The organism is Kribbella antibiotica (genome assembly GCF_004349055.1).
In the GTDB taxonomy this organism is placed as follows: domain Bacteria; phylum Actinomycetota; class Actinomycetes; order Propionibacteriales; family Kribbellaceae; genus Kribbella; species Kribbella antibiotica.
This window is the reverse complement of sequence record NZ_SMKX01000074.1, coordinates 16,131-38,614: the sequence shown is the minus strand read 5'-3', so window position 1 is coordinate 38,614 and position 22,484 is coordinate 16,131. Positions and strand designations below refer to the sequence as shown.

General features: G+C 67.1%; 18 protein-coding genes. 17 read left to right on the top strand and 1 reads right to left on the bottom strand.

Annotated features, from left to right (window positions below; all coding sequences use genetic code 11):
* The coding region (locus tag E1263_RS23755; protein ID WP_238161467.1) for an alpha/beta hydrolase at positions 1 to 798 on the bottom strand (798 nt) is incomplete at its 3' end.
* 76 nt (positions 799 to 874) lie between these two features.
* Here E1263_RS23755 and E1263_RS23750 point away from each other — a divergent pair.
* The 17 genes from E1263_RS23750 (at position 875) to pstB (ending at position 22,440) form a co-directional block, all read left to right on the top strand.
* The gene (locus E1263_RS23750) at positions 875 to 3,034 is read left to right on the top strand and encodes an RNA degradosome polyphosphate kinase (protein WP_132170996.1); all 2,160 of its coding nucleotides are present in this window, start codon (positions 875 to 877) and stop codon (positions 3,032 to 3,034) included.
* Positions 3,035 to 3,064: 30 nt separating this feature from the next.
* A complete protein-coding gene (locus E1263_RS23745; RefSeq protein WP_132170994.1) occupies positions 3,065 to 3,943 on the top strand; it encodes an NUDIX hydrolase in 879 nt (292 codons plus the stop codon).
* A 142-nt stretch (positions 3,944 to 4,085) separates the two neighbouring features.
* A complete protein-coding gene (locus tag E1263_RS23740) occupies positions 4,086 to 4,559 on the top strand; it encodes a bifunctional nuclease family protein (protein WP_132170992.1) in 474 nt (157 codons plus the stop codon).
* A gap of 78 nt (positions 4,560 to 4,637) precedes the next feature.
* On the top strand, positions 4,638 to 5,900 hold the full coding sequence (locus E1263_RS23735; RefSeq protein ID WP_132170990.1) for a hypothetical protein: 1,263 nt from the start codon (positions 4,638 to 4,640) through the stop codon (positions 5,898 to 5,900).
* 35 nt (positions 5,901 to 5,935) lie between these two features.
* Positions 5,936 to 7,207, top strand: coding sequence for a hypothetical protein (locus E1263_RS23730; RefSeq protein ID WP_132170988.1), 1,272 nt, complete (start codon positions 5,936 to 5,938; stop codon positions 7,205 to 7,207).
* Positions 7,208 to 7,367: 160 nt separating this feature from the next.
* Positions 7,368 to 8,633: a hypothetical protein gene (locus E1263_RS23725; protein WP_132170986.1), complete on the top strand. Its 1,266-nt coding sequence runs from the start codon at positions 7,368 to 7,370 to the stop codon at positions 8,631 to 8,633.
* 91 nt (positions 8,634 to 8,724) lie between these two features.
* Positions 8,725 to 9,999 (top strand): hypothetical protein, encoded by a 1,275-nt coding sequence (locus tag E1263_RS23720; protein ID WP_132170984.1) that lies wholly within the window; start codon positions 8,725 to 8,727, stop codon positions 9,997 to 9,999.
* 139 nt (positions 10,000 to 10,138) lie between these two features.
* Positions 10,139 to 11,410, top strand: a complete 1,272-nt coding sequence (locus E1263_RS23715; RefSeq protein WP_132170982.1) for a hypothetical protein — start codon at positions 10,139 to 10,141, stop codon at positions 11,408 to 11,410.
* A gap of 68 nt (positions 11,411 to 11,478) precedes the next feature.
* Positions 11,479 to 12,747, top strand: a complete 1,269-nt coding sequence (locus E1263_RS23710) for a hypothetical protein (RefSeq protein WP_132170980.1) — start codon at positions 11,479 to 11,481, stop codon at positions 12,745 to 12,747.
* Positions 12,747 to 14,012, top strand: a complete 1,266-nt coding sequence (locus E1263_RS23705; protein ID WP_165956730.1) for a hypothetical protein — start codon at positions 12,747 to 12,749, stop codon at positions 14,010 to 14,012. The genes E1263_RS23710 and E1263_RS23705 overlap by 1 nt, the downstream gene beginning before the upstream one ends.
* Positions 14,013 to 14,126: 114 nt before the next feature.
* Complete coding sequence (locus E1263_RS23700; RefSeq protein WP_132170976.1) at positions 14,127 to 15,386, top strand: hypothetical protein; 1,260 nt, start codon at positions 14,127 to 14,129, stop codon at positions 15,384 to 15,386.
* Positions 15,387 to 15,515: 129 nt separating this feature from the next.
* Positions 15,516 to 16,784 carry a hypothetical protein gene (locus E1263_RS23695; RefSeq protein ID WP_132170974.1) on the top strand — a complete coding sequence of 423 codons (1,269 nt, stop codon included), beginning with the start codon at positions 15,516 to 15,518 and terminating at the stop codon, positions 16,782 to 16,784.
* Position 16,785: 1 nt separating this feature from the next.
* Positions 16,786 to 18,066, top strand: coding sequence for a hypothetical protein (locus E1263_RS23690; protein ID WP_132170972.1), 1,281 nt, complete (start codon positions 16,786 to 16,788; stop codon positions 18,064 to 18,066).
* A gap of 225 nt (positions 18,067 to 18,291) precedes the next feature.
* Positions 18,292 to 19,422, top strand: a complete 1,131-nt coding sequence (gene pstS, locus E1263_RS23685) for a phosphate ABC transporter substrate-binding protein PstS (RefSeq protein ID WP_202869021.1) — start codon at positions 18,292 to 18,294, stop codon at positions 19,420 to 19,422.
* Between the two features lie 127 nt (positions 19,423 to 19,549).
* On the top strand, positions 19,550 to 20,725 hold the full coding sequence (gene pstC, locus E1263_RS23680; RefSeq protein ID WP_238161466.1) for a phosphate ABC transporter permease subunit PstC: 1,176 nt from the start codon (positions 19,550 to 19,552) through the stop codon (positions 20,723 to 20,725).
* Positions 20,722 to 21,642 carry a phosphate ABC transporter permease PstA gene (pstA, locus tag E1263_RS23675; protein ID WP_132170968.1) on the top strand — a complete coding sequence of 307 codons (921 nt, stop codon included), beginning with the start codon at positions 20,722 to 20,724 and terminating at the stop codon, positions 21,640 to 21,642. The genes pstC and pstA overlap by 4 nt, the downstream gene beginning before the upstream one ends.
* A gap of 21 nt (positions 21,643 to 21,663) precedes the next feature.
* Positions 21,664 to 22,440: a phosphate ABC transporter ATP-binding protein PstB gene (pstB, locus tag E1263_RS23670; RefSeq protein WP_132170967.1), complete on the top strand. Its 777-nt coding sequence runs from the start codon at positions 21,664 to 21,666 to the stop codon at positions 22,438 to 22,440.
* The last annotated feature ends 44 nt before the right edge of the window (positions 22,441 to 22,484 follow it).

Sequence of the window (22,484 nt, the reverse complement as noted above, 5' to 3'; positions counted from 1 at the left end):
GCGTAGTAGGGGGTCTGGGGTGTAGTGCTCGCGGTACCAGAGGATGTCTTCTTCGGTGAGGAGGAGGTCTTCTCCGAAGAGGTCTCGGCTGGGGCGGCGGCCTACCAGGTCGACGGCGGGGTAGAGGAGGACCTGGAGCGAGGGACGCGCGAGGTCGCGAAAAACGGACTGCTGGGCGACGACCGCGGCCAGGTTGCCGCCGGCGCTGTCGCCGCCTACTGCGACCAGCGCGGGGTCTACGCCTAGGTCTTCGGCGTGCTCCACGGCCCAGGTGAAGGCGGCGATGGCGTCTTCGGCGCCGGACGGCGCGGGGGCTTCGGGGGCCAGGCGGTAGTCGACGGACAGGACGCGGATGCCGGCGTCGGCGGCGATGACGCGGCAGAGGGCGTCGTGGGTGTCGAGGTCGCCGACGACCCACCCGCCGCCGTGGAAGAAGACGAGGAGGCCGCGGCCGGCGTTGCGCGGGATGTAGAGGCGGGCGCCGAGCTGGCCGTCGGCACCGCGGACGGTGAGGTCGGTCACACGCTGTAGCTCGCGCGGGTGGCCGGAGATGAGCTTGTTCACGGCGCGGAAGCCGGAGCGGGCCGCGGCCACGTCCTTCTTCGTTGTAGCGGGCAACAATCCGTTCAGCCGGACGAGCAGCTGGATGTCGGGGTCGAGAGTGTTCCCGTCGATCTCGATCGGTGTGCCGGCCAGGCGGCGCCGGACGGCGGTGGGCAGCGCGTAGATGGGCGTCAGCGCGTTCGCCTGTACGGCGGACACGGTGCTCCGGAGCAAGGCGTCCAATCGAGGGTTCACAAGGAGTGACGCTAGCAACAAGATCGGACAGCGCGTCGACATGCCCTCCGCAACCTCATGTTCACCAAAGGATGGGATGCTGGTCAACGTGGCTGGAGACTTGTTGGCGTCGCATAACCGTGAGTACGACGTCGAACCGCCGTACGACAGTGCCGCGGCCGGTGATCTGCCGGCGGATCGCTTCTCCGATCGGGAGCTGAGCTGGCTGGCGTTCAACCAGCGCGTGCTGGAGCTCGCCGAGAACGACACCGTCCCGCTGCTCGAGCGGGCCAAGTTCCTCGCCATCTTCGCCAGCAACCTCGACGAGTTCTACATGGTCCGGGTCGCCGGCCTGAAGCGCCGGATCGCGGCCGGAGTCGCTGTGAAGGCAGCCAGCGGGCTGCACCCCCGCGAGGTGCTCGACCGCAGCCTGAGCCGCAGCCGCGAGCTGATGGACCGGCAGGCCGAGACCTGGCACAAGGTGATCCAGCCTGCGTTGACCGAGCAGGGCATCGACATCCTGCGCTGGGACGATCTGCAGGACAGTGAGCGCGAGGAGATGACCCGCTTCTTCCGGGACCGCGTCTTCCCAGTGCTGACGCCGCTGGCGGTCGACCCGTCGCACCCGTTCCCCTACATCTCCGGCCTGAGCCTCAACCTGGCCGTCGTCGTCCGCAACCCCGACACCCGTGGCGAGCACTTCGCCCGGGTGAAGGTGCCGCCGCTGCTGCCCCGGTTCGTGCAGGTGGCGGAGGGCCGGTTCGTCCCGCTGGAAGATGTGATCGCGACCCACCTGGGCCAGCTGTTCCCGGGTATGGAGGTCACGCAGCACCACACCTTCCGCGTGACCCGCAACGAGGACCTCGAGGTTGAAGAGGACGACGCGGAGAACCTGCTGGCAGCTCTCGAGAAGGAGCTGCTGCGCCGCCGGTTCGGTCCGCCGGTCCGGCTTGAGGTCGAGGAGTCGATCGACCCGCAGGTGAAGGCGCTGCTGCTGTCCGAGCTCGGCATCAAAGAGGCTGAGGTCTTCGAGCTGCCCGGTCCGCTGGACCTGCGCGGCCTGTTCACGATCGCCGGTCTGGACCGCGCCGAGCTGAAGTATCCGGCGTTCGTCCCGTCCACCCACCCGCATCTGGCGGAGGTGGAGACGTCCAACCCGGCGGACATGTTCTACGCGCTCAAGCAGCGCGACGTACTGGTTCACCACCCGTACGACTCCTTCTCGACCAGTGTGCAGCGCTTCATCGAGCAGGCGGCCGCGGATCCGCATGTGCTGGCGATCAAGCAGACGCTGTACCGGACTTCCGGTGACTCCCCCATCGTCGACGCCCTGATCGACGCGGCCGAGGCCGGCAAGCAGGTGCTGGTGCTGGTGGAGATCCAGGCGCGGTTCGACGAGACGGCGAACATCAAGTGGGCCCGTCAGCTCGAGCACGCGGGCTGTCACGTCGTGTACGGCGTCATCGGCCTCAAGACGCATTCCAAGCTCTCCCTGGTGGTTCGCGACGAGCCGGACGGGCTGCGCCGCTATGTCCACATCGGCACCGGCAACTACCACCCGAAGACAGCTCGGTTGTACGAGGACCTCGGCCTGCTCAGCAGCGACAAGGTCGTCACCGAGGACGTCGCGCACCTGTTCAACCACCTCTCGGGTTTCGCCCGCAACGCCGGTTACCGCCGCATCCTGGTTGCACCCCAGTCCGTACGGCGCGGTCTGATCGAGCGCATCGACCGCGAGGTCCAGCACCACCTGTCCGGGCGTCCGGCGCGGGTGCGGATCAAGGTGAACAGCCTGGTCGACGAGGCCCTCTGTGACGCGCTGTACCGAGCCTCACAAGCCGGCGTACCGGTTGACCTGTGGATCCGGGGCATCTGCACGATCCGCCCGGGCATCGAAGGGCTGTCGGACAACATCCGGGTCCGGAGCATTCTGGGCCGGTTCCTCGAGCACAGCAGGGTGTTCTGGTTCGAGAACGGCGGTGAGCCGGAGGCGTGGATCGGATCGGCCGACCTGATGCACCGCAACCTGGACCGCCGGGTCGAGGTGCTGGTGCAGCTGAAGGAGACCGACCACATCGGAGAGATCCGGGAGATGTTCGACATGGCCCTCGACGAGGGCACACAGTCGTGGTGGCTGCAGCCGGACAACACCTGGGAGGCCAGGCTGACCGGTCCGGACGGCGAGCCGCTCCGCGACCTGCAGGAAAAGCTGATCGCCACGCGTGGCCGCCGCAGAACTGCCGACCCGATTACCTAGGCTGCCAATCCTGATCATGAGGAACACAGCATGAGCAACCCGGCGACGGTTATCGCCGCGGGTGGCGTCGTCTGGCGGGAGCGCCGCGGCATCCGCCAGGTGCTGCTGGTGCACCGCCCCCGGTACGACGACTGGTCCCTCCCCAAGGGCAAGCTCACGCCGCACGAACACGTGCTGCTGGCAGCCCGACGGGAGATCGAGGAGGAGACCGGCGTACAGGTCGTTCTCAGCCCATCGCTCGGTGTGCAGCGCTATCCGATCCGCAAGAACGGCAGTACGACGGAAAAGCTCGTGCACTACTGGTCCGCCGTACCGACGGCGGACGGTGGCTTCGAGCCGAACGATGAGGTCGACAAGATCGACTGGACACCGGTGGACGAGGCCCGCAAGCGCCTCAGCTATCCCCGAGACGTGGACATCCTGGACGCTCTGGAGGCCATGACTCCCGTCGAGTCCACTCTGGTGCTGGTGCGGCACGCAGCGGCAGTGAAACGCAAGGACTGGGACGGCAAAGACACCCTCCGCCCGCTCAACCCAACCGGTACGGCGGTGGCCGAGCGACTGAGCGACGTACTGGCTGCTCTTGGCGCCAACCGGCTCATCAGCAGCGACGCTGAACGCTGCACCTCCACACTGTTGCCGTATGCATCCGCGATCGAGCGGCACCTGCACCTGTGGCCAGAGATCTCAGAGCGCGGGTACGACGCCCATCCGCATGGCCTGCGTGGTCTGCGGGAGCGGGCGTGGCGGCCGGGCCGGGTGACGGTCGTCTGCTCGCACCGGCCCGTGTTGCCCGCACTACAGCGTGAGCTCGGCCTGAAGGTGGGCAAGTTCTCCACCGGGGCCTTCCTGGTCGCGCACCGGCTGACCGACGGCCGTCTGGTCCACGAGCGGTTTCGCGCTCCGTAGCCACGCGCTACGCCGGAGACACGGCTCGGTGTCGATCCAGGCACAGCCGCAGGGCCGTCCGGGTGACACTGGGAGTGGCGGGTATGTTCCTACCGAGGAACCGGCGCCCCACCGGGTTGCCGGTCTGAGGAGAGGTCGCACCATGACGATGATGCGAGAACTGACACTGATCGGGATCCGGATGGAGTCGCCCAACCGGGCTCCGGTGATGATGCTGCGCGAAACCGAGGGCTATCGCTATCTGCCGATCTCGATCGGCTCGGTGGAGGCGACCGCGATCGCGTACGAGGAACAGGGCCTGCGCCCGTCCCGGCCGCTCACGCACGACCTGATGCGGGACCTGATCGAGGCCTGGGGTGTGCGGCTCGAGGCCGTCGAGATCGTCGAACTCAAGGACGCGGTGTTCTACGCCGAGCTACTGCTCGACAACGGTGCCCGGGTCTCGGCAAGACCGAGCGACTCGGTGGCGCTCGCGGTCCGCCTGAACACGCCGATCCGCTGCACCGAAGAGGTTCTGCGCGAAGCGGGCGTGGCCACACCGGAGGAGGAGCAGGCCGAGCTCGAGCGGTTCCGCCAGTTCCTGGACGGCGTTGCTCCCGAGGATTTCTCCAGCTGAGCTGCCCTCTTGTTATGGTCTAGGCCGTGCTGTCGGCAGGGGTGACCGGCAGGCGACCTACTCCTGGGGACCTTTTCCGTGCGCAAAATTGCCGCCGTCGCGGCTTCTGCTGTTGTCCTGACCGCCGGCCTGCAGGCGCCCGCTTGGGCAGCCGCACCGGCCACCGACTTCGAGCTCTCCTGGCAGGGCCGGCAGATCCACCTGACCTGGAAGGACAGCGACGAAGAAAACATCGTCCTCGCCGAGTACGCCGACCTGGGGCAGACCTATCTGTTCGAGAACCAGCCGGCCGGTGGCACGAACGAGGTGACCAAGTTCTCCACGTTGTACCCGTCGGACAAGGTCCGCTTCATCTTGCGGACGGTTGCGTCGGACGGCTCGAGCGAGGACACGCTGTCCCCGTGGTTCGACACCCGGCACGCGGTGGCACCGGTCTTGCAGGACGCCAATCTGCTGCCCAACCTGAGCACTCAGCTCAAGTGGACGCAGGCGACGATCGAGGACAAGACGCCGGGCGACCCGTTCGACGTACCGTCCGGCGAGAAGATCCAGGCGCTCGTCGACCTGCCCGGCACCGCCACGGCCGGCTACGACTTCGCCGCCGGTACGACGTCCGGCGTCGTACCGGCGCAGGCGCGTCCCGCGGCGATCAAGGTGGTTGGCTACAACAACTGGGGCGAGGCCGAGGGCACGAAGACCGTGCGGCTGGGCACCCTCGGCGCCGGTATCACCGTCCCCGCCAGCGCTGTGTACGGCGCCCGTCTCGGCATCAAGAGCACGCTCGACCTCTTCACCAGCCAAGGCCGCGAAGAGCGCGCCAGCGGCATCAAGGTCGAACTCCAAGCTCGCGGCAAGACCACCGACGCCTGGAAGACCTACGGCCGGTACGCCGGTAACACCACCACCGCGTTCGACACCGGAATCGGCTCACTCGGCAACCGTCAGTACCGGCTGTTCGTCCCGGCCCGGAAGGTTGCCAGCGGCAACGTCATCGTCCTGACCCCGGCCACCTCCACCTCGGCCAAGTCCTCCAAGACGATGATCAAGTTCGTCAGCAAGGGCTTCACCCCGGCGGCGGCCTCGACCGGGACCAAGGTCGACATCACGGCCAAGATCCAGCCCGGCGTCACCGTCCGCGGCACCCTGCAGGACCTGGTCGGCTCCCGGTGGACCAACCTGTTCGCCGTTCAGTTCACCAAGGGCTCGATGCTCAAGCACGCCAGGGCCGGCGTCGACAAGCCCGGCACCTACCGCTACCGCATCGTCCTGCCCGCCATCACCGTCAACGGCCTGACCCTCAGCGCCACGACCAGCCCCACCTTCAACTTCACGCTTCGCTGACCATCCGCCGTACAAGCTCACATCTGGGATTTCACATGCGCAAAATTGCCCTTGCGGTGACTGCTGTCGCCGCCCTGTCCGCCGGTCTGCAGACGCCCGCCTTCGCCGCGGCGCCGGACGCACCGACCGATTTCACGATCGCGATCCAGGACCTGCACCTGCAGCTGGCCTGGAAAGACGACAACGCCAAGAACATCGTCTACGTCGAGCAGGAAGGCCAGGCGCCCTACGTCCTCACGACGCTGGCCGAGACCGCTGCGAACCAGTTCGCGCTGCCGGCCTTCCGGCTCAAGGAGTCGGACAAGACCCGTCTGATCGTCAAGAGCGAGGTCAACGGTGAGCTGAGTGAAGGCGCCGTATCGGCCTGGTTCGACACCCACCGTCCGGCCGCACCGGTGCTGCAGGACGCCAACCCGGATGGCCAGAACACCAAGCTGACCTGGACCCTGGCTGCGGTCGCGGACTCGACACCGAACGACCCGCTGGATGTCGCCGGCACCGGCACGGTCAGGGCCACGACGTCCTCGCCTGGCGGGCACTCGTACAGCCAGGACTTCCCGGCCGGCTCGACGTCCGGGGTCGTCTCTGCGCACCCGCGTCCCTCGAGGATCAACCTGTCCGCATGGAACGAGTGGGGCGGCAGCTCGGACGCCGTCAAGGTCGTCCGCCTGGGCACCCTCGGCGCCGGGATCACCGTGCCGGCCAAGGCCGTCTACGGCGCGCGCCTCGGCATCAAGAGCACGCTCGACCTCTTCACCAGCGAAGGCCGCGAAGAGCGGGCCAGCGGCATCAAGGTCGAGCTTCAGGCTCGCGGTAAGACCACTGACGCCTGGAAGACCTACGGCCGGTACGACGGCAACACCACAACGGCTTTCGACACCGGGATTGCTGCCCTGGGCAACCGTCAGTACCGGCTGTTCGTCCCGGCCCGGAAGGTTGTCAGCGGCAACGTCATCGTGCTGACCCCGGCCACGTCCACCTCGGCGAAGTCGTCCACGACGTCGATCAAGTTCGTCAGCGCCGGCTTCACCCCGGGGACCGTCAAGCCGTACGGCGACTCGAGCCTGACGGCGAAGATCCAGCCCGCCGCCACTGTGAAGGGCATGCTGCAGTACTACAACAGCGTGAGCAAGAAGTGGATCAACGCTCTCCCGGTCCAGTTCAAGAACGGGGCTCTGCTAGTCCGGGACAGCGCCGGCGACACGCGCGGCACCACGCACTTCCGCATCAACCTGCCGGCGATCACCGTCGGAGGCCTCACCCTCAGCGCCACCACGAGCGCCACTTTCGGACTCACCATCAAGTAGTCACTACGCAGAGTCGCGCATTCCCACTCTCTGCGTGCTGAAACCTCGATCACATTGCACGTTGGTGCAAAAGCCCCCTGCGTGAGCCATGTGTGCGCTAGATTTCGCCTCACGGGCTGGCGGCAGGGGTGATCGCCAGGCGTTCTCACCTGGGGTTTACATGCGTAAATTTGCCCTCGCAGCGACCGCTGTCGCTGCCCTCTCCGTCGGTCTGCAGACCCCCGCCTTCGCCGCGGCTCCGGACGCACCGACCGATGTCACCGTCAGCTGGGTCGACGGAAAGGTCAACCTGACCTGGAAAGACGCCGGCGAGGCCAACCAGATCTTCGCCGAGTACGACGGCGGCACGCCCGGCCTGATCGCGTCGGTCACCGCTGACGGCGGCAACACCGTGTCGCTGACCAACCCGCTGACCGCCTCGGACAAGGTGCGCCTGATCGTCAAGTCCGTCGTCGGGGCCGAGAGCAGCGAAGGCACGGCGACGCCGCTCTTCGACACCCGCCGTCCCGCCGTACCGGCCCTGCAGGACGCCAACCTGGCGGCAAACCTGAGCACCACGCTGAGCTGGACGCTGGCTGCGGTCGCGGACCAGAACCCAGGCGACCCGCTGGATGTCCCCGGCAACGGCGCCGTCCGGGCCAACGTGGACCTGCCCGGCACTGCCACCGCCAGCTACGACTTCGCCGCCGGCGAAACGACCGGCGTCGTACCGGCGCAGGCCCGTCCGACGGCGATCAAGCTGAGCGCCGTCAACGAGTGGGGCCAGAGCGCGCAGGGCACCAAGACCGTGCGCCTGGGCACCCTCGGCGCTGCGATCACCGTGCCGTCGAAGGCCGTCTACGGCGCGCGCCTCGGTATCAAGAGCACCGTGGATCTCTTCACCAGCGAGGGCCGCGAAGAGCGCGCCAGCGACGTCAAGGTCGAGCTCCAGGCTCGCGCCAAGGCCACCGACGCCTGGAAGACCTACGGCCGCTACACCGGCAACACCACCGCCGCGTTCGAGACCGGCATCGCCTCGCTGGGCAACCGTCAGTACCGGCTGCTTCTGCCGGCCCGCAAGGTGGTCAGCGCCAACGTCATCGCCCTGACGCCGCCGACCTCCACCTCACCCAAGTCCTCCACGACGCTGGTCAAGTTCGCCAGCGGCGGCTTCAGCCCGGCGGTCGGACCGGTCGGCACCCGCTGGACCTTCACGGTGAAGATCCAGCCGGCCGTGACGGTCAAGGGCAAGCTGCAGTTCTGGGACGGCAAGGCCTGGTTCGACGCCGGACCGCTCACGCTCACCAAGGGTTCCTACGTCGAGCGCAGCGACCCCGAGACCGAGCGCGGCACCATCCGCGTCCGCGTCATCGTTCCCACGGTGGTCGTCAACGGCCTGACCGTCAACGCCAACACGAGCCCGGCGTACAACCAGACCATTCGCTGATCACACTTCACCAGCTCACCGCCACGGCACCTGTTGCCCTGGCGGTGACTGCGTTCCGTTGCCTTAAGCCCCTTACTCGAACTGGATACCCATGCGGAAATTTGCTCTCGCAGCGACGGCCGTCGCTGCTCTGACCGTCGGCCTGCAGACCCCCGCCTTCGCCGCGGCTCCGGACGCACCGACCGAGGTCAAGGTCAGCTGGGCCGACAGCGGTCACGTCAAGGTGACCTGGGCCGACAACGGCGAGGCCAACGAGGTTTTCGTCCAGTACACGCCCACCTCGGAGATCAAGCTCGGCGACGTCGTGTCCACCGCCGCCAACGAGTTGCTGATCCCGACCGGCACGTTCCAGAACACTGACCACGTGCGGCTGACCGTCCGGGCCATTGCCGCGGACGGGTCGAGCCCGTCGGCGCTGTCCCCGGAGTTCGACACCTGGGGGCCGGCCGCACCCGTGCTGCAGGACGCGAACCTGCTGGCGAACCTGTCCACACAGCTCCAGTGGACGCGGCCCGCCGGCACGGACGCCACACCGAACGACCCGCTGGACAATTCGCCGTACGAAGGCACCGAGGTCACCGCGGTGCGGCCCAACGGCACCACCGCGAGCCTCGGCACCTACGAAGTCGGTACGACGTCGGCCACGATCGCGCCGCAGCCGCGTCCGACCACGCTGGGTCTGACTGCGCTGACGCCGTGGGGAGGCGACCCCAAGGCCGTCAAGACCGTCAAGCTCGGCACGCTCGGCGCCGGAATCACGGTCCCCGCATCGGCGCTGTACTCGAACCGGCTCGCCATCAAGAGCACGCTGGACCTCTTCACCAGCCAGGGCCGCGAAGAGCGGGCCAGCGGCATCAAGGTCGAGCTCCAGGCCCGCGGCAAGACCACGGACGCCTGGAAGACCTACGGCCGGTACGACGGCAACACCACAACGGCTTTCGACACCGGAATGGCTGCCCAGGGCAACCGTCAGTACCGGCTGTTCGTCCCGGCCCGCAAGGTCGTCAGCGGCAACGTCATCGTACTGACCCCGGCCACCTCCACCTCGGTCAAGTCCTCCAAGACCTTCGTCAAGTTCCTCCCCGGTGGCTTCAACCCGTCGGTCGTCCGGGTCGGTGGCCGGTCCACCTTCTCAGTGAAGATCTCGCCGGCCGTCTCGGTCAAGGTGCAGCTGTGGGGCTGGAGAAGCGGCACCTGGATCGCCCTCGGCGACCTGCCGCTCACCAAGGGTTCGTACGTCGAGCGCGGTGACATCGAGACCGAGCGCTACACGCTGCGGCTCCGCGTCGTCGCCCCGACGCTCGTCGTCAACGGCCTGACCGTCAGCGCGAACACGAGCCCGGCCTACAACCTCACCGTCAAGTAGCCCATTTCGTTGCTCTAGGCACCATTGCACGAAGCTGCAACGAATAAGGCTTGCATGATCCGCCAGTGCGTGCGCTAATTTTCCTGCACGCACTGGCGGCAGGGGTGGATCGCCAGGCGTCCTTACCCTGGGATTTCACATGCGCAAGATCGTCCTGACCGCGGCCAGTGCCGCCCTCCTGACCGCCGGCCTGCAGGCACCCGCCTGGGCCGCGGCCCCCGCCGCACCGACCGACCTGACCGTCGACTGGGCGGCCGGCAAGGTCCATCTGACCTGGAAAGACGCCGGCGAGGCGAACCAGATCTTCGCCGAGTACGACGGCGGTACGCCGGCCCTGATCGCCTCGGTGACCGCTGACGCCGGCAACGAGTTCTCGCTGAGTGCCCCGCTCACCGCCTCGGACAAGGTCCGGCTGATCGTCAAGTCGGCCGTCGGCGAAGAGGCCAGTGACGGTACGCCGACTGCACTGTTCGACACGCGGCGTCCCGCCGTACCGGCTCTGCAGGACGCCAACCTGGCAGCCAACCTGACGACCGCGCTCGCGTGGACGCTGGGCGCCGTGGCCGACCAGACGCCCGGCGACCCGCTGGACCTGCCCGGAAACGGCGCCGTCCGGGCCAACATCGACCTGCCCGGCACCGCGACGACCTTCTACAGCTTCGCCCCTGGCGAGCCGTCCGGCATCGTCCCGGCCTACGCCCGTCCCACGGCGATCAAGCTGAGCGCCTTCAACGAGTGGGGCCAGAGCGCGCAGGACACGAAGACCGTTCGGCTGGGCACCCTCGGTGCGGCCATCACCGTGCCGTCGAAGGCTGTCTACTCGGCGCGTCTCGGCATCAAGAGCACCGTGGACCTGTTCACCAGCGAGGGCCGTGAAGAGCGTGCCAGCGACGTGAAGGTCGAGCTGCAGGCTCGCGCCAAGGCCACCGACGCCTGGAAGACCTACGGCCGCTACACCGGCAACACCACTGCTGCCTTCGACACCGGCATCGCCTCCCTGGGCAACCGCCAGTACCGGCTGCTTCTGCCGGCCCGCAAGGTCGTCAGCGCCAACGTCATCGCCCTCACCCCGCCGACCTCGACGTCGCCGAAGTCCTCCACCACGCTGGTCAAGATCGTCAGCGGCGGCTTCAACCCGACGGTCGGACGGCCCGGCGTCCGCTGGACCCTTTCGCTGAAGGTCCTGCCGGCCGTGACCGTCAAGGCCACGGTCCAGTCCTACAACTGGGACAACAACACCTGGTATAACGACGGCACGGTCCAGCTCACCAAGGGTTCCTACTTCTACCGCAGCGACCCGGACTCCGAGCTCGGCACCATCCGTCTCCGTTTCGTCGCCCCCACGGTCGTCGTCAACGGCCTGACCGTCAACGCCAACACGAGCCCCGCCTACAGCCAGACCATTCGCTGATCAAGCTCTCCCCACGCACCGCCACGGCAGCAACTGCCGCGGCGGTGCGTGCTTTTGAAAGGTTTCCCATGCGTAAGTTTGCCCTCGCGGCGACGGCTGTCGCCGCGCTGTCCGTCGGTCTCCAGACCCCCGCCTTCGCCGCGGCCCCGGACGCACCGACCGACCTCAAGATCTCGATGGTGGACCTCCACGTCAACCTGACCTGGAAAGACGACAACGCCAAGAACGTCATCTACGTCGAGAAGGAGGGCGAGGCGCCGTACCTCCTCACGACGCTGGCCGAGACCGCTCCGAACGAGTTCTCGACGCCCGCATTCCGGATCAAGGAGTCTGACAAGACCCGCATGATCGTCAAGAGCGAGGTCGGCGGCGAGCTGAGCGAAGGCGCCGTGTCGGACTGGTTCGACACGCACCGTCCCGCCGCACCTGCCCTGCAGGACGCCAACCTGGCCGCGAACCTGACCACCTCGCTGAGCTGGACGCTGGGCCCGGTCGCGGACTCGACGCCGAACGACCCGCTGGATCTCCCCGGCAACGGCGACGTATTTGCCAGCGTGGACCTGCCCGGCACGAACGCGTACACCCAAGACTTCGACGCCGGTACGACGTCAGGCGTCGTACCGGCGCAGGCGCGTCCCGCGGCGATCAAACTGCGCGCGATGAACGAGTGGGGCGTAGGCCCCTGGGGCACCAAGATCGTCCGCCTCGGCACCCTCGGCGCCGGGATCACCGTGCCGGCCAGCGCCGTCTACGGCGCCCGGCTCGGGATCAAGAGCACGCTCGACCTCTTCACCAGCGAAGGCCGCGAAGAGCGCGCCAGCGGCATCAAGGTCGAACTCCAGGCCCGCGCCAAGGCCGCCGACGCCTGGAAGACCTACGGCCGGTACGCCGGTAACACGACGACCGCGTTCGACACCGGAATGGCTGCCCAGGGCAACCGTCAGTACCGGCTGCTCGTCCCGGCCCGAAAGGTTGTCAGCGGCAACGTCATCGTGCTGACCCCGGCCACCTCGACGTCGGCCAAGTCCTCGCAGACCTTCATCAAGTTCGTCAGCGCCGGATTCACCCCGTCCTCGGTCAAGCCTGGCGCCAACGTCGACTTCTCGGCGAAGATCCAGCCCGGGGCAACCATCAGCGGCAACCTGCAGGCCACCGACGGCAAGAGCTGGTACAACGTCACGAGCGCTCCGTTCAAGAACGGCTCGCTCCTCAAGCATGGCGGCGCTGGACCGGACAAGGGCACCTACCGCTACCGCATCATCCTGCCCTCGATCGTCGTCAACGGCCTGGCCCTCAGCGCCACCACGAGCTCGACCTTCACACTGACGGTCCGATGATGCGCCTCCGTAAGCTCACCGCCGCGGCAGTAGCTGTCGTGGCCGTGAGCGCTTTCGTGCAGACCCCTGCCCAGGCCGCTCTCCCGGACCCGCCGACCGATGTCAGGCTCGACTGGCAGGGCAACCTGGTTCACGTCACGTGGAAGGACCAGGGCGAGGGAAACCGGCTCTACATCGAGTACGCCGACCTGGGGACCAGCGAGAGCTTCTCGATCACCCGTCCGTCGGCCGACAACGAGATCGTGAAGACCGGCGCAGTACGCCGTTCCAGCAAGGCGCGGTTGGCCGTGTCGAACTACTCTGACGCGGGCAGCAGCCTGCCGGCGTACTCGGAATGGTTCGACACTCAGGTCCCGTCCGAGCCGTGGCTGCAGGAGGTCGTTCAGCAGCCGGATCGGTCGGTCAAGCTGACCTACACCGTGCAGCCTGTCGAGGACACCACTCCGAACGATCCGCTGGACCAGCCGGACTCGCTGATTGCCTTGACTGACGGACCGGACGCCGACGATGAGCAGGAGCACCAACTCGGTATCGGTTCGCCGTGGGGAGTTGTCCCGCCGCTGGACGGCCCCGTGACGATCGGCCTGATCGCCAGCAGCGGCTGGGGTTCGGCCTATGGCCCCCGAGACGCACGGGTCGGTACCGTGCACGCCGGATTCACGGTCCCCGCCCAGCAGGTCTACGCGAACCGCCTTGCTATCAAGGGCACACTCAAGCAGTTCATGGGCGACGGCGCGCAGCGCGCCACCGGCATCCCCGTCGAGCTCCAGGCCCGCGCCTCCAGCACGGCCCCCTGGAAGACCTACGGCCGGTACACCGGTAACACGACCACCGCGTTCGACACCGGAATCGCTGCCCTCGGCAACCGTCAGTACCGGCTCTGGGTCCCGGCCCAGAAGTCAGCCACCGAAACCGCCATCACGGTGATTCCCGCGACCTCCACATCGGCGAAATCCTCAGTGACATTGGCGAAATTCACCACTGCCGGGTTCACGCCGTCGACAGCGCGGGCCGGCGCGACGGTCAAGCTCTCGGTGAAGATCCAGCCGGCCTCAACAGTGCAAGGCGTTCTGCAGCGCTGGGACGGCAAGAAGTGGATCAACGGCACCAAGATCCAGCTGAAGAACGGCACAGCCCTCATCCCGATCAAGGCATCCGGCCGCGCCGCCACCTCCCGCTACCGCGTTGCGCTGGGCCCGATCGTCTTCAACGGCCTACACCTCAACGCAACCCAGAGCCCCACCTTCACCCTCACCGTCCGCTGAAATTGCACGAAGCTGCAACCGATTCAACTTGCACGACCCGCCAGTGCGTGCGCTATTTTGCAATCACGCACTGGCGGCAGGGGTGACCACCAGGCGTTCTCACCTGGGGCTCCCATGCGCAAACTCGCAGCCATCACCGCTGCCGCCGTACTGCTGACGTCCGGTCTGGCCACGTCGGCCTGGGCGGCCGCCCCGGAGGCACCAACCGACGTACAGGTCTCTTGGACCGACGACGGCAAGGTCCGTGTCGCCTGGAAGGACACAGGCCAGGCAAACCTGGTCGTCCTGTCTTCCTCGGCTTCTCAGTACATCGCGGCCGAGCCGACCGCAGCTGACCCCAACGAGCTTCTGCTCGATCCCAGGATCTTTCCGGACCAGGCCGAGATGCGGGTCTCGCTCAGGACTGTCGTGGACAGGGAGAAGAGCACGCCCGCCTACAGCTCGGTGTTCGATACCCGCAGAGTGGCCCGGCCTTCGCTCGTCAGCGCCTCGTCATCGTCTGGCAGTTCAGTGCGGATGTTGCTGCAGCGGGAGGCGATCACGGACAAGAACCCGGCCGATCTGCTCGATCAGCCTGGCGGCGAGTGGCTGAAGGCCACCGTTGCCGGGCCGGCGGCCGGCCAGCAGACGGAGATCTCCCTTCCAGCCGGCGCGGAGCATATTGTCGTGCCGGTCCAGCCGGGCGCAGTGACGATCAAACTGTCGACCGGCAACGAGTGGGGAACCAGCCAGATCTACGGGACTGTGCAGGTCGGAACGATGCGCGTGTCCGCCTCGCTCCCCGCGCGAGCGAGCTGGCAGATGTTCACCATCACCGGCAGGGTGCACATGTCCAGCCCCAACGCCGGCGAAGCGGTCGCGGTCGCCATTCAGACCCGCCCGAATGCTGCATCCCCTTGGAAGTTCCTCACCGGAACCAGCGCCCAAACAGGCGGCGCGATCCTTCCGGCCACGCTGGGTGCCGCCGGTGGTCAGGAGTACCGGCTGTGGGTTCACGAGACCTCGGCCTTCAGGAACGAAAATACCTACCTGCTGACCCCAGCCGCCTCGACAACAGGAAAATTCGTGCGCCGCAACGCACTCATCGACCGCTCGGAGTTCTTCCCGACGAGGGCTCCGGCGAGCACCACGGTAACCCTGCTCGTCCACGTGGGACCGGAACTGCCTATGAAGGCGGCCCTGCAGAAGTGGGACGGCAAGAAGTGGGTCTACCTGCGCGCGGTCCAGCTGGATACCAAGGGAAATGCCAGCATCCCGATGCGCGCCCCGCTCCGAGGAGTGGGGAAGTACCGGATCGCCACCCCCGCAGTGAAGTACAAGGGTCTGCCGGTTGACGCCACTACAAGCCTCCCCTTCGCCCTGAAGGTCCTCTGAGATGCGCAAACTCAGCGGTCTCACGGCACCCGTCCGCGTTCTCACCCCCAAGCTGATGCTCAACGGCCTCCCCATCGAGGCCAGCACCAACTCCTCCTTCACTCTCACCGTCCGCTAGGAATCCAGCACATGCGCAAGATCACCGCCGTCGGCGCCGCCGCGGCCCTGCTCGTCACCACGTTGTCCACCCCGGCCTGGGCAGCCGCCCCGGAAGCGCCGACCGACGTACAGGTGTCCTGGACCGACGACGGCAAGGTCCGCGTGACCTGGAAAGACAACGGCGAGGCCAACCAGGTCAGGGCTGTCTATCCGGACGTCGGGCCCCTCGCGGCGGAGCCCGCGGCCGGCGCGCCCAACGAGGTCTTCCTCAGCCCCGGCGCCTTCCCGACCTTGAGCAAGGTTGGCATCTCGGTTCGGTCGGTGGGAGCAGACAACGTGACGAGCGAGCCGGCCCGCAGCCCGCTCTTCGACACCCATCCTGTGCCCAAGCTGGTCATCAACAATGCCCAGTCGCTGTCCACCACCTCGGTGCGGGTGTGGTGGCAGCGGGACACCTTCGTGGACGAGACCCCGAACGACCCGCTCGACCATCCGACCGGCACCTGGGTGAAGGCGACCGTGACTGGTCCTGCCGCAGGCCAGCAAACGGAGTATGTGGTGCGGGGTGTGACGACGGCCGATGTCCCGGTACGTCGGGGTCCGCTGACGATCAAGCTCTCCACGGGTAACGAGTGGGGACAGCCACCGGCCGGCGAGTACCAGACTGTGCGCGTCGGAACCATGAGCGCGACCTCGAAGCTCTCCCCGCCGGCCCGTTTTTCGTTCACCTACTGGGACAGCAAGCTGCTGGCCACCTTCCCCGAGATCATCCGCAACGAGGTCTTCGAGGTCGAGGTCCAGGCTCGTCCGAACAGCTCCAGCCCCTGGAAGAAGGTCAGCCGGAACGGCGGCCAGATCGACGGCAAGCTCTTCTTCACCTCCGCAGGCGCGGCGGGCGCTCAGGAGTACCGGCTCTGGGTTCCCGCGGGTTGGCTCTACCGCGACGACGTCATCCTGGTCACACCGCCGGTCTCGACCGCTGCGCAGTTCGTGCGGAAGTACGCCGAGATCGGCACCGGACATGCACCGGACACGGCGCGGGTCGGCCTGACCGTGCATCACAAGATCATCGTTGCGCCCGCGCTACCGCTCAAGGCCGCGCTGCAGAAGTGGGACGGCAAGCAGTGGCGCTACGTGCGCGCCGTACAGCTCGACAACAAGGGCAAGGCCGACGTGGCGATCCGCGCTGCCGGCCGCGGCACGACCCAGAAGTACCGCATCGCCACCCCGGCCGTGAAGGTCAATGGTCTGCCGGTCGAGTTCACCACCAGCGATCCCTTCACCCTGAAGGTCGTCTGACATGCGCAAGCTTCTCGCCACCGCAACCATCGCGGCTCTGCTCACCGCAGGGCTCGCCACCCCGGCCTGGGCAGCTGCCCCAGACGCGCCTACCGACGTACAGGTCGCCTGGGTCGGTGACAAGATTCGCGTCACCTGGAAGGACAACGGCGAAGCGAACGACGTCGCGACCAACTATCCGGGGATCGGCCTCGCGCGGACCAACGGTCGAACGGAAGCGGGTGACGACAACGAACTGCTGATCGACAGGTCGAAATTCGCGAACGAGGATCGCGTTCTGATCCGTGTGTTCGTGCGAACTGCCGAGGGCGGGCAGGGCCCATCGGCCACGAGCTCGGAGTTCGACAGCCGGATTCCGGTGTATCCGATCATCGAGGACGCTGATCTGCTGGCCGACGGGTCGGTGAAGCTGGTGCGCTGGACGCAGCCTGCGGTCGTGGACACGAACCCTGGCGACCCGCTGGACCGGCCTGCGTCGGACGAGTACCTGGGCGCCCAGATCGCCGTACCGGGCTCGCCCGTCGAGCGCCTGCCGATCCCGGCCAGCGCGACGTCGTTCACGGTGCCGCCGCGACCGCGGCCGGCCACGATCAGCCTGTACGCCGGGAACGAGTGGCGGGAGTCGTACTTGTCGAACGGGGACGGCCCAAGGCTCGAGCGCCAGGTCTTGGTGGGCACGCTGTCGGCCGCGGCCGCCGTACCCGCGATGGGGATCTACAGCCTGCAGCTCGGTATCAAGACCACGCTCACGTCGAACCTGGCCAACATGCCGATGCCGGTGCAATTGCAGGCCCGGCCGAACAGCGCCTCACCGTGGAAGACCTACGGCCGGTACAACGGCAACCTCAACAGGCCGTTCCACACCGACATAGCCTCGCTGGGCGAACGTCAGTACCGGATCTGGGTGCCGTCGGCGAAGCAGAGCACCCAGTCGGCGATCAAACTGACTCCGGCTGCCTCGACCACGGCCCGGACGTCGAAGTCGACCGCGAAGGCCCAGTGGTCGGGCATCCAGCCTTACGACACGGAGGCCGGCCGGATGGTCACGCTGAAGGTCTACGTCGAGCCAGGGGTCAACATGAAGGCCGCGCTACAGCGCCGGGTGGGGAAGACGTGGAAGTACGTTCGCGAACTGCCGCTCACCAAGGGCAGGCTCACGCTCCAGTTCCGCGCCACCCGCCAGGCCCAGACCTGGTACCGCGTGGTGACTCCGCCGGTGAAGGTGAACGGTTTGCCGGTGCTCGCGGGGACTTCACTCGACTACGCGTTCACAGTGCGCTGAGCGTTACCGGAACGTGAGCAAACGCCCGTTTCTGTCTACGGAGAGTGACGGGCGCTAACTCAGTTCATCTACTGGCTGCCTGGCGGCACGCCGGGCGTCGTTTACGGTGCTGGAACCGTTCACCGGTCGTTTACCGACGACGGGCCGCCCAGTCATCTCGTCTCCCTACCGTCTGTGGAAGTTCAGAAGTCTTGATTCCCGCAGAAGGGCAACACTCTCGTGTTCGTGAATCGTCTGCTCCGCGTCGGCTCTGTCGCCGTGGCATCCCTCGGTGTGCTCGCTCTGAGCGCCTGTGGCAGTGACCCGGAGCCGTCCGGCTCCTCGTCGAACCCCACCACGGGTTCGTCCTCGACCGGTGCCGACTGCCCGCAGGGCACGCTCAACGCCGAAGGCTCCTCGGCGCAGAAGAACGCGATCGAAGAGGTCATCAGCAAGTACAACGGGAAGTGCGCCGACGTCACGGTGAACTACAACCCGACCGGTTCCGGTGCGGGTATCAAGCAGTTCATCGCGAGCCAGGTCGACTTCGCCGGTTCCGACTCGGCGCTGAAGACCGAGTCCAAGGACGGCGGCGAGCCCGAGGCCGCGCAGGCCGCGAAGCGCTGCGCGACCAACCCGGCGCTGAACCTGCCGATGGTCATCGGCCCGGTCGCGATCGCCTACAACGTCGACGGCCTGCAGAAGCTGGTTCTCGACGGTGCGACCGCCGCGAAGATCTTCCAGGGCGATGTCAAGACCTGGAACGACGCCGCGATCGCCAAGCTGAACCCGGGCGTCACGTTGCCGTCGGCCCCGATCTCGGTGTTCTTCCGCTCGGACGAGTCCGGCACCACGGAGAACTTCACCAAGTACCTGAAGGCTGCCGGTGGTGGCGCCTGGAAGGGTGAGCCGGCCAAGAAGTGGACCGGTACCGGTGCGGGCAAGGAGAAGTCCGCGGGTGTCGCCGAGGGCGTCAAGAGCACCAAGAACTCGATCACGTACGTCGAGTGGTCGTACGCCGTCGACAACAAGCTCGGCGTCGCGCAGATCGAGAACGGTTCGGGCACCCCGGTCGAGCTGACCGCCGAGTCCGCCGGTAAGGCGCTCGCCGCCGCGAAGCCGGCCGGCACCGGGTCCGACCTGGCGCTGAAGCTGGACTACGCGACCAAGGAGGCCGGGGCCTACCCGATCATCCTGGTCACCTACGAAATCGCGTGCAGCAAGGGCCTGCCGGCCGAGAAGACCGCGCTGGTCAAGAGCTTCCTGACCTACTTCGCCGGCAAGGACGGCCAGGGCGCGCTGACCGACCTGAACTACGCGCCGCTGCCGGAGGAGATCCGCACCAAGGTCGACGCGGCCATCCAGACGATCAGCTGACCCAGCCGATCAGACGTTGAGACAGCAGTGATGCGAGCCCCGGCCGGTCCGATTCAGGACAGCCGGGGCTTCGCCTCGTCGGACCACCACCAGAAGCCCCACGACCAAGGCGCTTGGAGCACCATCGATGAGTAGTCCAGACGGCACGGCCCCGCCCGACCGGCCGGCGGATCCGGCAGCCGCCGGAGCAGAACCACGGATCGAGGACCTGGTCGACGAGACCAGCGGCCCGACCCCACACTTCGACGCCCTCGCCGAGCTGCGCGCCGGCGACGAGCGGCCCACCGACAGCACGACCCGCGAACAGACCGGACCGAAGCTCGAGCTCGGCCCGGTCGGTCATCTCGGCGACCGGCTGTTCTCCGGCCTGGCCCGCGGTTCCGGCGGCCTGGTGGTCGCGATCGTGGCGTTCGTCGGTATCTTCCTGCTGGCGCTGGCAATCCCGGCGCTGGCCGACAACAAGGCCAACTTCCTGTTCTCGCGGGTCTGGGAGCCGGGCGGCTCCGACCCCCGGTTCGGCATCGCGGGGCTGTTCTACACCACGGTGATCAGTTCGATCATCGCGATGATCATCGCCGTGCCGATCGCGATCGGGGTCGCGTTGTTCGTCACGTACTACGCGCCCCGCCGGATCGCGACGCCGGTCGCGCACGCGGTCGACCTGCTCGCCGCGGTGCCCTCGATCGTGTACGGCCTGTGGGGGCTGCTGTTCTTCGCGCCGATCGTGCTGCCGGTGATCAACGGCCTGTCGTCGGCGCTCGGCTGGATCCCGCTGTTCGAGAAGCCGATCGGCGACAACGTCGGCGTGATCTTCACGATCTCGGTGGTGCTGGCGATCATGATCCTGCCCGTCGTCACGGCGATCAGCCGGGAGATCTTCGCGCAGACCCCGGTCGCGCATCGCGAGGGCGCATTGGCGCTCGGGTCGACCAAGTGGGAAATGATCCGGATGGCGGTCCTGCCGTACGGGCGCTCCGGCGTCACCAGCGCTGCGATGCTCGGCCTCGGCCGGGCCCTCGGTGAGACCGTCGCGGTGATGATCATCCTGACCGTCCCGAACGGCAACGACCCCTGGAACCCGTCGATCTTCTCCGGTGGTGAGACCTTCGCCTCGAAGATCGCCAACAACGCCGCCGAGTTCGACAGCCCCGAGAAGACCGGTGCCTTCATCGCGGCCGGCCTGGTGCTGTTCGTGGTGACGTTCCTGGTCAACTCCGCGGCCCGCATCATCGTCGCCCGCAGCGCTCCAGGTGCGAAGCGGCCGCGACGTAACCGCCGCGCCACCGAAGGAGCGTCCGTATGACGACCATCGTCGAGAACAAGCCGGCGTACGACGGGAAAGCTTTGGACCTGACCGGCCGGTCCGGGTCCCGTGCCTTCAAGAACACGCTGGCCACGGTGCTCATCGTGCTGGCCTTCGTGGTCGCGCTGATCCCGCTGGTGTGGATCCTGTGGACCGTTGTCAGCAAGGGTTATCACCTGCTGCTGAGCGCCGACTGGTGGTCGCAGTCGCAGCGCGGCGTCACCGTACGGCGTGAAGGTGGCGGCGCGTACCACGCGATCATGGGCACGTTGATCATGGCGCTGATCACCGCGGTGATCGCCGTACCGATCGCGATCATGGGCGCGGTCTACCTGGTCGAGTACGGCAAGGGCACCAAGGCGGCCCGCGCGGTCAGCTTCATGGTCGACATCCTGACCGGGGTGCCGTCGATCGTCGCCGCGCTGTTCATCTACGCAGTCTGGATCACAGTCTTCGGTTTCAACCGGGTCGGCTTCGCGGTCTCGCTGTCGCTGGTGCTGCTGATGCTCCCGGTCGTCCTGCGGTCCACCGAGGAGATGCTGAAGCTGGTCCCGGACGAGCTCCGGGAGGCGTCGTACGCGCTGGGTGTACCGAAGTGGAAGACGATCCTGAAGGTGGTGGTGCCGACCGCGTTCGGCGGCATCATCACCGGTGTGATGCTCGGTCTGGCCCGCGTGATGGGTGAGACCGCGCCGCTGCTGATCCTGGTCGGCTACTCCAAGAACATCAACACGAATCCGTTCAACGGATTCATGGGCGCACTGCCGACGATGATCAACCAGGACCGCACCGAGCTCGCTCTGCAGCCGGCTGCGGACCGGGTCTGGGCCGCGGCCCTGACGCTGATCCTGCTGGTTCTTGTCCTCAACCTGCTGGCCCGGCTGGTCGCCCGGTTCAGCACCATCAAGTCGAAGTAATCAGAGAGGTTCTGAGTCGATATGGCAAAGCGCATCGAGGTCAGCGGCCTCAACGTCTACTACGGCGATTTCAAGGCCGTCGAGGACGTGTCGATGACGATCGAGCCCCGCTCGGTCACAGCGTTCATCGGTCCGTCCGGCTGCGGCAAGTCCACCTACCTGCGCACCCTGAACCGGATGCACGAGGTGATTCCGGGGGCCCGCGTCGAGGGCAAGGTGCTGCTGGATCAGCAGGACCTGTACGCCACCGGGGTCGACCCGGTCGCCGTACGGCGGGTTGTCGGCATGGTGTTCCAGCGGCCGAACCCGTTCCCGACGATGTCGATCTTCGACAACGTCGCGTCCGGCCTGAAGCTGAACGGGGTCAAGGACAAGAAGAAGCTCACCGAGGTGGTCGAGGCGTCGCTCAAGGGCGCCAACCTGTGGAACGAGGTCAAGGACCGTCTCGACAAGCCGGGTGCCGGTCTGTCCGGTGGTCAGCAGCAGCGCCTGTGCATCGCCCGCGCGATCGCGGTCGAGCCCGAGGTGATCCTGATGGACGAGCCCTGCTCGGCCCTGGACCCGATCTCCACCCTGGCGATCGAGGACCTGATCGAGAAGCTGAAGGACAAGTTCACCGTCGTCATCGTCACGCACAACATGCAGCAGGCGGCCCGCGTCTCCGACCAGACCGCCTTCTTCAACCTGGCCGCGACCGGCAAGCCGGGGCGCCTGATCGAGATCGCCCCGACCAAGCAGATCTTCTCCAACCCCAGCGAGAAGGCCACCGAGGACTACATCACCGGCCGCTTCGGCTGAGTCGTCAGCAACAGGCACCCGCGCCAGGCGGCGCGGGTGCGTGA